This is a genomic window from Mesorhizobium sp. B2-3-14, from assembly GCF_006442175.1.
Taxonomy (GTDB): Bacteria; Pseudomonadota; Alphaproteobacteria; order Rhizobiales; family Rhizobiaceae; genus Mesorhizobium; species Mesorhizobium australicum.
The window spans coordinates 651,660-663,988 of the sequence record NZ_VFVP01000002.1 but is presented as its reverse complement, the minus strand read 5'-3'; the positions used below and the strand labels follow the sequence as shown (position 1 = coordinate 663,988).

At 63.2% G+C, this 12,329-nt stretch carries 14 protein-coding genes; 5 read left to right on the top strand and 9 right to left on the bottom strand.

Annotation, left to right across the window (positions count from 1 at the left end; translation table 11 throughout):
* Positions 1–115 precede the first annotated feature (115 nt).
* Entirely contained in the window at positions 116–667 is a 552-nt protein-coding gene (locus FJ950_RS07835) for a hypothetical protein (protein WP_140616282.1), read from the top strand.
* Positions 668–788: 121 nt separating this feature from the next.
* Here the strand turns inward: FJ950_RS07835 and FJ950_RS07830 are convergent, their stop codons facing one another.
* The 3 genes from FJ950_RS07830 to FJ950_RS07820 form a co-directional block, all read right to left on the bottom strand.
* Positions 789–1,055 (bottom strand): hypothetical protein, encoded by a 267-nt coding sequence (locus FJ950_RS07830; RefSeq protein ID WP_015317683.1) that lies wholly within the window; start codon positions 1,053–1,055, stop codon positions 789–791.
* A gap of 173 nt (positions 1,056–1,228) precedes the next feature.
* Positions 1,229–2,437 carry an MFS transporter gene (locus tag FJ950_RS07825; RefSeq protein ID WP_140616280.1) on the bottom strand — a complete coding sequence of 403 codons (1,209 nt, stop codon included), beginning with the start codon at positions 2,435–2,437 and terminating at the stop codon, positions 1,229–1,231.
* Positions 2,438–2,496: 59 nt separating this feature from the next.
* Entirely contained in the window at positions 2,497–3,486 is a 990-nt protein-coding gene (locus FJ950_RS07820) for an AraC family transcriptional regulator (RefSeq protein WP_181171111.1), read from the bottom strand.
* Between the two features lie 159 nt (positions 3,487–3,645).
* On the opposite strand from FJ950_RS07820, the gene FJ950_RS07815 reads away from it, so the two are divergent.
* Together FJ950_RS07815 and FJ950_RS07810 are read left to right on the top strand one after the other, a co-directional pair.
* On the top strand, positions 3,646–5,481 hold the full coding sequence (locus FJ950_RS07815) for a monovalent cation:proton antiporter-2 (CPA2) family protein (RefSeq protein WP_140616276.1): 1,836 nt from the start codon (positions 3,646–3,648) through the stop codon (positions 5,479–5,481).
* Between the two features lie 11 nt (positions 5,482–5,492).
* On the top strand, positions 5,493–6,038 hold the full coding sequence (locus tag FJ950_RS07810) for a DUF924 family protein (RefSeq protein ID WP_015317679.1): 546 nt from the start codon (positions 5,493–5,495) through the stop codon (positions 6,036–6,038).
* 8 nt (positions 6,039–6,046) lie between these two features.
* Here FJ950_RS07810 and folK read toward each other — a convergent pair whose 3' ends face one another.
* The 3 genes from folK to folP are packed head-to-tail and all read right to left on the bottom strand — an operon-like array spanning position 6,047 to position 7,754.
* On the bottom strand, positions 6,047–6,559 hold the full coding sequence (folK, locus tag FJ950_RS07805; RefSeq protein ID WP_140616274.1) for a 2-amino-4-hydroxy-6-hydroxymethyldihydropteridine diphosphokinase: 513 nt from the start codon (positions 6,557–6,559) through the stop codon (positions 6,047–6,049).
* Positions 6,543–6,902 (bottom strand): dihydroneopterin aldolase, encoded by a 360-nt coding sequence (folB, locus tag FJ950_RS07800; protein ID WP_140616272.1) that lies wholly within the window; start codon positions 6,900–6,902, stop codon positions 6,543–6,545. The genes folK and folB overlap by 17 nt, the downstream gene beginning before the upstream one ends.
* Positions 6,903–6,905: 3 nt before the next feature.
* Positions 6,906–7,754, bottom strand: coding sequence for a dihydropteroate synthase (gene folP / locus FJ950_RS07795; RefSeq protein ID WP_140616270.1), 849 nt, complete (start codon positions 7,752–7,754; stop codon positions 6,906–6,908).
* 114 nt (positions 7,755–7,868) lie between these two features.
* On the opposite strand from folP, the gene FJ950_RS07790 reads away from it, so the two are divergent.
* On the top strand, positions 7,869–8,489 hold the full coding sequence (locus tag FJ950_RS07790; protein ID WP_140616268.1) for a DUF922 domain-containing protein: 621 nt from the start codon (positions 7,869–7,871) through the stop codon (positions 8,487–8,489).
* Between the two features lie 228 nt (positions 8,490–8,717).
* The gene (locus tag FJ950_RS07785; protein ID WP_140616512.1) at positions 8,718–10,190 is read left to right on the top strand and encodes an MDR family MFS transporter; all 1,473 of its coding nucleotides are present in this window, start codon (positions 8,718–8,720) and stop codon (positions 10,188–10,190) included.
* Here the strand turns inward: FJ950_RS07785 and FJ950_RS07780 are convergent, their stop codons facing one another.
* The 3 genes from FJ950_RS07780 to FJ950_RS07770 all read right to left on the bottom strand — a co-directional run bounded on the left by FJ950_RS07780 (position 10,191) and on the right by FJ950_RS07770 (position 12,143).
* A complete protein-coding gene (locus tag FJ950_RS07780; protein ID WP_140616266.1) occupies positions 10,191–11,222 on the bottom strand; it encodes an NAD(P)/FAD-dependent oxidoreductase in 1,032 nt (343 codons plus the stop codon).
* An 88-nt stretch (positions 11,223–11,310) separates the two neighbouring features.
* Positions 11,311–11,631 (bottom strand): 2Fe-2S iron-sulfur cluster-binding protein, encoded by a 321-nt coding sequence (locus FJ950_RS07775; protein ID WP_015317672.1) that lies wholly within the window; start codon positions 11,629–11,631, stop codon positions 11,311–11,313.
* 143 nt (positions 11,632–11,774) lie between these two features.
* Complete coding sequence (locus FJ950_RS07770) at positions 11,775–12,143, bottom strand: Hpt domain-containing protein (RefSeq protein ID WP_015317671.1); 369 nt, start codon at positions 12,141–12,143, stop codon at positions 11,775–11,777.
* Positions 12,144–12,329: the final 186 nt, after the last annotated feature.

The window sequence follows — 12,329 nt, the reverse complement described above, 5'->3', positions numbered from 1 at the left end:
TCTTCGGGACGATGATCGGACTGCTGTTTCGAGGGCCCGCGGTGACGAAGCATTAACCAATCTTCTTCATGGTCGAACCGGTTTCAAATAGCCTCGTTGTTGCCGGGTGTCGTCGATGAAAAGCGTAATTCTGTCCAGCGTCCTGCCCCTGGCGGCGGTGATCACAGCTGTCGTCGGCATTGCCTCGGCGGCCTCTGCCACGGAACCGGACAAGCAGTTTTTCCAGTCGGCCGAAGGCAAATGGGTTGGCCCGGGCGAAATCGTCGCCGGCAAATACAAGGGCACGAAATTCAACTGCAGCTTCACCGGCTCCACGCCGGACGGCAAGATGGGCATGACACTGGACGGCGGTTGCCGGGTCGGCATGTTCACCCAGCCCATGTCGGCCAAGATCGAGCGCAAGGGCCGCGACTACAAGGGTTCCTTCATGGGTGGCGCTGCCGGCGCCGGCCTCGACATCATCGGCGGCAACGTCGTCGACGCCCACAAGGTGGTCTTCACCATCAACCGCAACCAATTGCGCGGTGTCATGCAGGCCCGCATTCCCGGCGACAATTCCATGACCGTAACGGTTGCCGTGCGCGTTCAGGACCAGTTGGTGCCCGTCATCGGCATGAGCCTGAAGCGCGTCGATGCCGTCGAAGTCGGCTCCATCGCGCCGAACTGAGCACACCCTCGCCTACGCTATTCCGGACGGAAAAACACTTTTCCTGGGATTTTCGAACCCCACAAAACAAAGAGGCGGCGGCCCATCGCCACCGCCTCCTTGGAAACGGACGAACCAGGCGTCAGCCCTTGATCGCCTTGGTCAGCTCGTCATACGCCTTGCAGGCATCGGCCAGGGTCGTGGAACCCTGATACTTGGTTGTCACCGCCTGAACCTTGGCGGTCAGGTCAGCCGCCTTGGACGGATCCTTGGTGATCGCCTCCTGCAGCGCGGCGGCCATGTCCTGCGCCTTCTTGGTCGCGATCTCGGTCGTGCATTCCGGCGCCTTCGAACAGGCCGAGCCGGCAAGCACCGCCAGCCCGGCGGCAACGAGCAAAAACTTCTTCATGTCAGTCATCTCCTCGAAAGGGTGCGACTTGATCGCCGCTCACCCCCAATGGCCGAAGCCGAGCGTGCTTAGCCTTCGATTGCGGCAACAAGCAACGCGCCCATGGCGTAAACTTGTGTAAAGAGCCTGCAACATTGCGGCGGGTCGAGTTCAGCCCTTCCATGGAGCAAAGTTCAGCCGCGAGGCTGCAGCAGAGCGAGCACAGCTGTCGATGCAGCAAGGATGGCCGTAACGGTCAACGGCGCCGTGGCACCATAGGTGTCCACGACATAGCCACCGACAACCGCGCCGATCGTGATGGCAACCTGGAAAGAGACGACCATCAGGCTGCCCGCTGCTTCCAGCGCGTCAGGTGCCGCACGCGAGAGATTGGTTGGCAGCACCACCGGCCCCATGCCGAAGGCGAAGCCCCAAAGCGTGACGAACCCGAAGGCAATGCCAATGTGCACGCCCCAAAGCACCAAGGCCAGCGCCGCAACCGCCATTAACGCCGCGGTGACCACGAGAGCCATGTGAATATTGGCATCGGCCATGCGGCCGCCGGCAATGTTGCCGATCACAGCGGCGATGCCAAACCCAAGCAGAGCCAGGGCAATTGGACCGGTTGCAAGCAGCGTGACGTGTTCGAGGAAGGGGCGCACATAGACAGAACCAGCAAAATGCCCCGTCATCAGCAAGACAATGGCCAGCATGCCGATTTGAATGCCGCGCCGCCGTGTAAGCCGAAACACGTCTGCAAGACTGTTGCTTGTTGTCGCCGGCAAGGTCGGCAGGCTGAGCAACTGCGCCAACATGGCCAATACGGCCAGCCCCGCTGTCATGGCCATGGCGCTGCGCCATCCCAGCCAGTCGCTGATCAACGCCCCCAAGGACGGCGCGGCAATGGTGGCGAGCGAGACGCCGAGGGTAACGATAGCCATGCCCCGGCCTGTCGCATTGGCGCCGACCAGCCTCGCCACGACGGCAACCGAAAGTGCCCAGAAAGCGCTGAGAGCGATCCCCAGCCCGGCCCGGCCTAACAACAACAGCCAGAAATTGGGTGCCAGCGCCGCAAGGATATTGGAAGCGACCGCCAAAGCCATGAGACCGACCAGCACCGTCTTGCGGTTCAGTCGGCCGATGAGAACATTGCTCAACATGGCCGTCACGGCGCCGACGGAAGCGGTGGCGGTGACGACCTGCCCGGCCGTTCCCTCACTGATACCGAGATCGCGCGCCATTGGCGTCAGCAGGCCTGCCGGCAGGAATTCGGCTGACACCAGGGCAAAGCTGGTGGCCGCCAGTGAAATGACCGCAAACCAGGTGGCTGCACTCCACGCGGCCGGCGTGTCGGCATCAAGGCCAATCGCGGCGTCTTCAAGCTGTAATGTTGTGTCTGTCACGGAAAGATCTCCAAAGTTTGGAGATCTTGATAGACGAGTTCTGTCGGATGATATGTGTCTTAAAATCCGAAATTCATGTCTATTCGTCCGGGACTTGTGCGACGCACAATTCCCGGCGAGACATTGGTGATGCGCTTGAACGCGCGAGCGAAGGATGCCTCGGAATCATAGCCCAAACGGGTAGCGACCTCGGCAACCGACAAGCCGCTCTGCCCCAACAACTCGCGGGCAAGCTGCATGCGCAGGCGAGCGAGATAGCGTGCGGCACCCTCGCCCAATACAGCGCTGAAACGCGCGGCGAAAATCGATCGCGATTGGCCTGCCACGCTTGCAAGGCTTCCCAGCGTCCAGTCGTGGCCGGGGTCTCGATGCATGGCTGCCAGTGCGCGGCCGATATGGGGATCGCGGATGGCTGCGAGCCAACCTGTGGTCGAGGCTCCGTTGCAATTGACCCAACAGCGGATGAGCCGGGCTGTCAGCAAATCCGCCATTCGCGACAAGATGGTGGCGCTGCCCATCTGCGGTTGCGCGGCCTCCGTCGTCATAGCCGCCAGCAAAGGACCAACGACCGGGTCATTGCCGGCCACGTCGCAACCCTTGATGACAGCCGGCATCAACGTGATCAATGGATTGAGCGCACAGGAGTCTAAGGCCATGGAGCCGCAGAAAAGGGTGCTTGTCGCGCCCGTTCCTTCCCGCACCACTTCGCAGACATTGCCCCCCAACTTGATCACCTGGCAGCCCTCGAGCGAGTCGCCCACCACGTCCGGCGCACTCGCCAGCCGATGGGCGATGCCCTGCGGCAGCAGCACCAGATCGCCATCGCGCAACTCTTGCCAGCCCTGCGCTTCGGTGTGAATCCAGCACGGACCCTGGCCGACAAAGTGAAAACGAAGCAGCGATTGTCGCGGAAATTCTATGCTCCATGGATGTCGGAGCTCGCAGCGGCCATAGTTCACGCCACTCAGGCGAAAGTCTTGCAGGACTTCGCTGAGCGCATCCATCGGGATATGGGACGGCGAAGACGGCTGGGACGAACGGTCAAGCATGTAGCCGATATATACGCCGAACGTCCCGCAGACAAGGGGAGACCGTTGTTCCTCCGGGGGAGTCGCACCGACAGCACCCTACCTTTCCTGGCAGGCTTCCCGCCCTTGCCTCCCGCTCCCACTGCATGCAAGGAGTGCTATACGACAAAGGGACGGATCATGGCGGCAGAGGCAGCGGGCAGCGATCTCATTCAGGTGGTGGCATTGCTGGCGGCGGGCGTGGTGGCCGTCCCGATCTTCAAGCGCATGGGTCTCGGTTCGATTCTCGGTTACCTGGCCGCCGGCGTGGTGATCGGTCCGTTCGGCCTCGGCGTCTTTTCCGAATCGGGAGCCATCCTCCATGTCGCCGAACTCGGCGTGGTCATGTTCCTGTTCATCATCGGCCTGGAAATGCAGCCGTCGCGGCTTTGGGGCCTGCGCCGCGAGATCTTTGGGCTGGGCGCGCTTCAAGTCGGCGTCTGCGCGGTGCTCTTGACCGGTGTCGGCATGGCCGGAGGGTTTCCGATCGCGCAATCCTTCGTCGCCGGCGCCGGTTTCGTGCTGACCTCGACGGCCATCGTCATGCAGCTTCTGGAAGAACGCGGCGAAATCGCCGCGCCCAAGGGCCAGCGCATCGTCTCCATCCTGCTGCTGGAGGACCTGGCCATCGTGCCGCTGCTCGCCTTGATCGCCTTCCTGGCGCCGGACGGTGCCGGTACCAGCCTGTCGGAGCGGCTGACCGAGGTCGGCATCGGCCTCGCCGCGATCATCGGCCTGGTGGTAGCGGGACGCTACCTCCTCAACCCCTTCTTCCGCATCCTGGCGGATGCCCGTGCGCGCGAAGTGATGACGGCCGCGGCTCTGCTGGTCGTGCTCGGATCGGCGCTTGCCATGCAGCTCAGCGGCCTGTCAATGGCGATGGGCGCGTTCCTGGCCGGCGTGCTGCTCTCGGAATCGACCTTCCGCCATCAGCTTGAAGCCGACATCGAGCCGTTCCGCGGCATCCTGCTCGGCCTGTTCTTCCTGGCGGTCGGCATGTCGCTCGATCTGCATGTGGTGGCCGCGAACTGGAAGCTGATCGCCGTCTACGTCGTGGCCTACATGGTGATGAAGGCTTTCGGCATCTACATTGTCGCCCGCATCCTGAAATCAGGCCACCGCGAGGCACTGGAGCGCGCGGTCTTCATGGCGCAAGGCGGTGAATTCGCCTTTGTGCTCTATTCCGCGGCCGCCGCCGTCGGCATCATCGACGGCCAGGCAAACGCAACGCTGACCGCGATAGTCATCATCTCCATGGTGCTGACGCCGCTGGCGATCATCGCCTCGCGCTATTTCACGCCACGGGACGAGCAGTCGCTGGACGGCGTCGAAGTCGCCGACGGCCTGTCCGGCAGCGTGCTGATCATCGGCTTTGGCCGCTTCGGCCAGATCGCCAGCCAACCCCTGCTCTTGCGCGGCATCGACGTCTCGATCATCGACAACGATGTCGAGATGATCCAGGCGGCCGCCGATTTCGGCTTCAAGGTCTATTATGGCGACGGCACGCGGCTGGACATCCTGCACGCGGCCGGGGCCGGCCGGGCGCGGGCCGTGCTCATTTGTGTCGACAAGCCCGACGCCGCCATCCGCATCGCCGAACTCGTCAAGGCTGAGTTCCCCTTGCTTACGGTGCTGGCCCGTGCGTTCGACCGCGGCACGGCGCTGCAGCTCATCCGCGCCGGCGTCGATTATCAGCTGCGCGAAACCTTCGAATCGGCGCTCGTCTTTGGTGGCTCGACCCTCGAGGCGCTGGGCGTCGATCCCGAGGACGTCGCCGAAACGATCGAGGACGTCAGGCGCCGCGACACGGCCCGGTTCGAGACCCAGCTCGCCGAAGGCATCCGCTCGGGACAGCGTTTCCTGAAAGGCAATATCGGTACGCCGATCCCGACCCCACTCTCCACGCCCAGCCGTCCTGGCCAGGCGCTCAACGAGGAAACGGCCGGCGTCCTGCATAAATCCGAATCGGCGGATTGAGGGAGTTAGGCATGGAATTGGACAGCAGAGCCCTGTCGATCACCAAGTTCTGGCGCGACGCCGGCGAGGATGCCTGGTTCGAGAAGAACGACGCTTTCGATGCCGATTTCCGCGACCGCTTCCTCGATCTCCACTACGCCGCAGCGCGCCGTGAATGCGATGTCTGGTCAAGCCATGCCGAGGGCTCGCTGGCGCTGATGATCCTGCTCGACCAGTTCCCGCGCAATTGCTTTCGCGGCACCGGCCACATGTTTGCGACCGACCCACTGGCAAAGCATTTTGCGCAAAAAGCGGTCGATGCCGGCCACGATCTGGCATTGGAACCGGAAGTGCGTGTGTTCCTCTATTTGCCGTTCGAACATTCGGAAAATCTTGCGGACCAGGAGCGGTCGGTCGAACTTCATACCGCCAGGGCCGCGTTCAATCTGAAATACGCGCTGGAGCACCGCGACATCATCCAGCGCTTCGGCCGCTTTCCGCACCGCAACCGGATGTTTGGCCGCGAGACCACGGCCGAGGAAAAAGCATTCCTGGATGACGGTGGTTTCTCCGGCTGATCCGCGATTTAGCGCCGCCACCAGTCGCGGCCCGACGGCAGCCGCTCGATGCCGGCCGCATCGACCGCGCTCAGGCGATCAGCCACGCGTTTGCCGCCGACGGCAAGATCCGGCGCGATTTCGGCCAGCGGCGCCAGCACGAAGGCGCGCTCCAGCATGCGCGGGTGCGGGACTTCCAGGCCCGTTTCATGGATGATGCGGTCGCCGAACACCAGGATGTCGATGTCGATGAGGCGCGGCCCCCACCTCTCCTCGCGCACGCGTTTGAGCTTTCGCTCGGCATCGAGGCAGAGGTCGAGCAATGCCCGCGGCGACAGCCGCGTCGACAATTCGGCGGCCGCGTTGAGGAAATCCGGCTGGTCGAGCTTGCCCCAGGGCGGTGTCCGGTAGAGCGAGGAGACGGCGGCCATGTCGGTATCGGGATCGGCGTCGAGGAGGCGCAACGCCGCTCCCATCGACGCCGCCGGATCGCCCAGATTGCCGCCGAGGCTCAGATAGACGGTGTTACTCGGGCCAGACAACGGTCACCTCGACGTAATCGAGCACGCCAGGCACCGGCGCATTGGGCTTGCGAACGGTGACCTCGGCTTTCCGGATCTGGGGAAAGCGCCCGGTGAGAGCCTTCGCGACTTCCAGGGCCAGCGCCTCGATCAGGCAGCGCCGGTGTCCCGTGATGATCTCCTCGATGACGGTGAAGGCGACGCCGTAATTGACGGTTTCCCCGATGGCGTCATCGACGAGCGCGCGTCCCGGCTCGACGGTGAGCGAGGCATCGACATAGAAGCGCTGCCCCAGCGCTTCTTCCTCGTCCAGCACGCCATGCCGGGCAAAGAAGGCGCAATTCTTCATGCGGATGACATACATGGCTCAGCGTTCCGATCCGGTTTCCCGCGCCAGCATAGCATCCGCCACCGCCAGCGCGTCCACGTTGATTGCGACATCATGGACGCGAAACAGATGCGCGCCCTTGAGCCGGAGAATGACGTTGGTCGCCGCCGTGCCGGCCGCCCGGTCGGCGGCGTCGCGGCCGGTGACGGTGCCGATGAAACGCTTTCGCGACGTACCGGCCATCAGCGGGAAGCCGAGCGCGCCAAGCTCGGCAAACCGTGCCATCAGATCGAGGTTTTCCTCCGCCGTCTCCTTGGCGAAGCCGAAGCCGGGATCGAGCACGATATGGCCGTCGGCGACACCTTGCCCGCGCCCGATCTCAAGCGATTTTCCCAGGAACGCCAGCTGGTCGGCGATCACATCGGGCAGCTTGTCGCGATCCCGTCCAGTATGCATGATGACAAGCCCGGCGCCGGTTTCGGCCGCCACCCGCGCAATGTCGGGCTCACGCTGCAGACCCCAGACATCGTTGACGATATGCGCACCGGCCTTGACGGCGAGCCGCGCGGTGTCGGCACGATAGGTGTCGACGGAAATCAGCACGTCGCCGACCTGCGCCAACGCCTCGATCACGGGCAGGATACGGGCCTGCTCCTCGCTGGCCGATATCGCGGCGGCGCCCGGGCGAGTCGATTCTCCGCCGACATCGATGACGGCAGCTCCTTCCCCGATCATGCGGCGCGCCTGGACGAGCGCGGGTTCAGGAGCATCAAACAAGCCGCCATCGGAGAAGCTGTCGGGTGTGACATTGAGGATGCCGACGACCACGGCCTTGCCGCCAAGCTCGAGATGGCGTCCATGCGCCAATTGCCATCGCCCCGCCGTCATTGCGCTTCAACCATGGGCTCATCAACCAAGATGTCATCAACGATGTGTGATCCGCATTGGATCAATTCCGTTGCGCCGGCGAAGGCCGTAAAGCAAGGTGATTGAAGAGGCAACATGATGATACGATCCCTGCTCTGCGCGCTGCTGCTTACCGCCGCCGTTCCGGCGAATGCGGCCAATCTGGTGAAGACATACAGCTATTTCGCCATTGGCGGCAGAACGCTGGAGGATATCGAGCAGCAACTTGCCAAACACGGGCCCCAGGTCAAAAGCACGGGGTCGCGCCACCCTGGCGCCACCCAGATGGCTTTCACGACACGCATCAGCTACGCCAGCCAGCCGGGCTCCTGCCGGATCGCCGACGCGGTCGTCACCGTCAAGGTCAAGGTGATCCTTCCCGAATGGCGCCGCCCGCGCAAAGCCGACGCCGATGTGCGGCTGTTCTGGGATACCTTGTCCGCCGACATCAAGCGCCATGAAGACCGCCATGTCGAGATCGCCCAGAACCACGGCCGCGCGCTGGAAGACGCCCTGAAGGCAGCTTATCCGCAGAAGGATTGCGACGCCGCAAAGGCCAAGGCCGCCGCGATCACGGCGGCCGAGCTTGCCAAACACGATAGGGACCAGGTGCGGTTCGACCGTGTCGAAGGCGCCAATTTCGAAAGCCGCATCCTGCGGCTGCTGCGTTACCGGATGGAGCGCATCGAGAGCGGCCAGTTGCGGCCGCCGGCCTGAATCTCCCCGCCGCCTCCGTTCGCCTGGGTGCAAGCCAACCGGGCGGAAGCGTAGTGCCAGCTTGGAATTTTTTCGAGCAACCGTCGAAATCGGCCTATACGGAACGACATATCCAAGGTTGCCAAGGGCACAATCCGGAAGCACGGGCATCACGATCGATCGCGCCGCGGATGCACCAGACAAGCCCAATGGTGATGCGGCAGCGCAAAGCGCATGGACGAGAAGATTATGGACCAGGCTGTCGACAAGCAGGCCGTGAGCGCGCCGCTGAGCGAAAGCGAAAAGAACGCCATTATTGGCGGCGTTCTCCTGTCGATGCTGCTGGCAGCCCTCGACCAGACCATCGTCGCGCCCGCCATGCCGACCATCGGGCGCTTGCTCGGCCATGCCGAATACCTGCCATGGATCGTCACCGGCTACCTCTTGACCGCAACCGCCGTGGCACCGCTCTACGGCAAGATTTCCGACGTCTATGGGCGTCGGCCAACCGTCTACGCGGCAATCCTCATCTTCCTTGCTGGATCGCTGGTCAGCGCACTGGCCCCCAACATGTTCGTCCTCATCCTGGGTCGCGCGATCCAGGGGGCCGGCGGCGGTGGTCTTTTCGCGTTGACGCAGACCGTGGTCGGAGACCTCGTCCCGCCGCGCGAGCGGGCGCGCTATGCGGCGTGGTTTTCCGGCACCTGGGCCGTTGCCAGCGTCGCCGGGCCGCTGCTGGGCGGCACCTTCGCTGAGCATCTGCACTGGTCTCTCATTTTCTGGATCAATATCCCGCTGGGCTTTCTTGCCATGGCAATCATCAACAAGCCGCTCAAGAAGCTGCCCATCGCGGCCAAGAACCACAGCATCGATGGCCTCGGCGCATTGCTGCTGATCGTGGCAACGGCGCTGTTGCTGCTGGCACTGAACTGGGGCGGCAGTGCCTATCCCTGGTTATCGCCGGAAGTCATCGGCGTCCTGGCGTGCTCCGCGCTGTTCTGGGGCGCCTTTGCCTTGCGGCTGATGCGGGCGGCCGAACCGCTCATCTCGCTCGAGGTGCTGGGCAACCCGATCGTCCTGGCCGGCACCCTGTCGATGTTCCTGCTCCAGGCCTCCAGCGTCGGCCTTGCCGTGTATCTGCCGGTCTATCTGCAGTCGATACTCGGCCTCACGGCCAGCGAGTCGGGCATTGCAATGCTTGGTCTTCTGCTTGGAACCGTGGGCGGCGCCGCTTCCAGCGGCCGCCTGATACCACGCTTCACCCACTACAAGCGCATCGCCATGGTCGGCGTCGTCTTCGCCATCCTGTGCACGGGCCTGCTGGCTTTTGTCGCCGGCCATGCATCGCTGCTTGTCGTCGAAGCCCTGACCATCTGTATCGGGCTGGGAACCGGCACGACATTTCCGGTAACCACCGTGTCCGTGCAGAACGCCGTCGACCGCATGCATCTTGGCGTGGCGACGGGGGTGCTTACCTTTCTGCGTTCGCTGGGCAGTGCATTGGGGGTGGCGATGCTCGGCGCGGTGGCTCTTGGCTTTGGGTTGCCGCTGGCCGGCGAAGGCGTTCAGGTGGCTGGACATGTCGTATCGGCCCAACCCTTCGTGATGATCTTTCTCGTCGCGGCCGGCACTCTGGGGCTGGGCCTCGTCACGCTGACGCTGATGCCCGAGAAAGAACTTCGGGGCCACGTCGATGATCCGGCGCCGATCCTGGCGGAATAACTAGCCGGAGACGCCGAGCTTCTTTTGCAGGCTGGTGGACGAGGTCGTGTACTGGAACACGATGCGCTCGCCGGGGCTGACGATGCGCTTGGCGGCCTGCGCCATCAGCGCCACCTCGTGAAAGCCCGACAGGATCAGCTTCAGCTTGCCCGGATACCAGTTGATGTCGCCCACCGCGAAAATGCCGGGCACCGAGGTCTGGAACTTCTCGGTATCGACCGGGATCAGGTTCTCATGGAGATTGAGCCCCCATTCCGCGATCGGGCCGAGCTTCATGGTCAGTCCGAAGAACGGCAGCATGCGGGTGCAAGGTACCTCGATGTCGCCATCCGGGCCACCCTTGATGGTGGCCGATGACAGCTGGCCATCGGCTCCGGTGAGCCCGGTCACCTGACCGACCCTGAATTCCAGCTGCTTCATCTCCTGCATGGCGTACATCTTGTTGACGCTGTCGGGCGCCGCGCGAAACTCGGCCCGCCGGTGAACCAGTGTAACGCTCTTTGCCATCGACTGCAGGTTCAGCGTCCAGTCGAGCGCCGAGTCGCCGCCGCCGACGATGACAAGGTCATGGCCGCGGAAATCCTCCATCCGGCGCACCGAATAGAAGACGCTCTTGCCCTCATAGGGTTCGATGCCCGGGATCGGCGGGCGCTTCGGCTGGAATGAGCCGCCGCCGGCGGCGATGACCACCACCTTGGCCTCGAATACCTCGTTCTCGTCCGTGGTGACGCGAAAGCCGCCGTCTTCCAGCTTCTCAAGGCTGGAGACCATGCGGTTATAGGTGAATTCAGGCTGGAACGGCGCGACCTGCTCAAGCAGCTTGTCGACGAGCCCTTGCGCCGAGATCGAGGGCCAGCCGGGAATGTCGTAGATCGGCTTTTCCGGATAGAGTTCCGCGCATTGGCCGCCGGGCTTGTCGAGGATGTCGATCAGGTGGCATTTCAGGTCCAGCAGGCCGAGCTCGAACACGGCGAACAGGCCGACCGGCCCCGCCCCGACAATGAGGACGTCTGTGCTGATGATGCCGGTCATGATGCGCCTCGCTGCGAAAGTCCGGGCGAGACTGCATGACCAGCGGCCCGCTGCCAAGCGTCAGCGGCAAAAATCGCCCGTGCTGGCTTCAGCCCTGACGCTCGGGCACCCGGACGATCAGGCCGTCGAGCGCGTCGCGTACCTTGATCTGGCAGGACAGGCGCGAGTTCGGCTGGACGTCGTAGGCGAAGTCCAGCATGTCTTCCTCCATCGCCTCGGGCTCGCCGACTTCGGCCGTCCATGCCTCATCGACATAGACATGGCAGGTCGCGCAGGCGCAGGCGCCGCCGCACTCCGCCTCGATGCCCGGGACAGCGTTGCGGATGGCGTTTTCCATGACCGTCGAGCCGTTTTCGGCGTCCACGTCGAAATGTGTGCCGTCATGGGCGATGAAGGTCAGTTTGGTCATTTGTCACCTGAAGGGAGTTTCGCCCCGGACGAAGGGAGTTCGCCCGAGGGGAAAGCGAGTTTCGCCCGAGATAATCACTCCGGCAAACAAGTCAACTGCCGTGCGAAAGCGGCGCTCCGTGACGTTTTTGTCGCAAACCTGGATCAGCGATTGATGGCGGCGATGAAGTCGCGCACTTCGTCGATCAGCCTGCCGAGCCGCTTGAGCGTCTGGGCGTCCTCCGGGCGATGCTCGATATCGGTGACGCAATCGGCGATGGCGAAGGCACCCACGCCACGGGCCGACCCTTTCAAACCATGAGCCAGCAGGAGCCGGTCCTTGATGTCGGCATCGACTATTTTGTCGCGTACCGACAGTGCCTGCTGTACAAACAGCGCCAGCACCTCTTGCTCGAGGGCGCGGTCGCCCATCGTTTGCCGGGCAAGGTGTGCCAAATCGACCGGTCGGGACTGCCTCGTTCCCGATACGTCGCCCCCCGGCATTGAGAAGGCAATGCCGCTTTCGCCACGCATGAACTCGAACTCCATTTTCTTCGGTCGCCTGAAAACCTAGGCGAATCCAGTGGACAACGGGTTAATGGATGGCCCGGAAAAATGTTGCGAAAGCGGCGCCCAAATCACGCTTCCGTTAACCTTATATTTAAAGTTTTACGTATCCCGCGGAATGCATGTTTTCTTTACCCCCCTGTGTCATTACGA

What these genes read in the sequence shown, in the direction of transcription:
- FJ950_RS07785 (WP_140616512.1), top strand. Translation starts at nt 8,718, where the DNA reads ATGGACCAGGCTGTCGACAAGCAGGCCGTGAGCGCGCCGCTGAGCGAA.
- folP (WP_140616270.1), bottom strand. Translation starts at nt 7,754, where the DNA reads ATGACGGCGGGGCGATGGCAATTGGCGCATGGACGCCATCTCGAGCTT.
- FJ950_RS07830 (WP_015317683.1), bottom strand. Translation starts at nt 1,055, where the DNA reads ATGAAGAAGTTTTTGCTCGTTGCCGCCGGGCTGGCGGTGCTTGCCGGC.
- FJ950_RS07770 (WP_015317671.1), bottom strand. Translation starts at nt 12,143, where the DNA reads ATGCGTGGCGAAAGCGGCATTGCCTTCTCAATGCCGGGGGGCGACGTA.
- FJ950_RS07815 (WP_140616276.1), top strand. Translation starts at nt 3,646, where the DNA reads ATGGCGGCAGAGGCAGCGGGCAGCGATCTCATTCAGGTGGTGGCATTG.
- FJ950_RS07790 (WP_140616268.1), top strand. Translation starts at nt 7,869, where the DNA reads ATGATGATACGATCCCTGCTCTGCGCGCTGCTGCTTACCGCCGCCGTT.
- FJ950_RS07775 (WP_015317672.1), bottom strand. Translation starts at nt 11,631, where the DNA reads ATGACCAAACTGACCTTCATCGCCCATGACGGCACACATTTCGACGTG.
- FJ950_RS07820 (WP_181171111.1), bottom strand. Translation starts at nt 3,486, where the DNA reads ATGCTTGACCGTTCGTCCCAGCCGTCTTCGCCGTCCCATATCCCGATG.
- folB (WP_140616272.1), bottom strand. Translation starts at nt 6,902, where the DNA reads ATGTATGTCATCCGCATGAAGAATTGCGCCTTCTTTGCCCGGCATGGC.
- FJ950_RS07835 (WP_140616282.1), top strand. Translation starts at nt 116, where the DNA reads ATGAAAAGCGTAATTCTGTCCAGCGTCCTGCCCCTGGCGGCGGTGATC.
- FJ950_RS07810 (WP_015317679.1), top strand. Translation starts at nt 5,493, where the DNA reads ATGGAATTGGACAGCAGAGCCCTGTCGATCACCAAGTTCTGGCGCGAC.
- FJ950_RS07780 (WP_140616266.1), bottom strand. Translation starts at nt 11,222, where the DNA reads ATGACCGGCATCATCAGCACAGACGTCCTCATTGTCGGGGCGGGGCCG.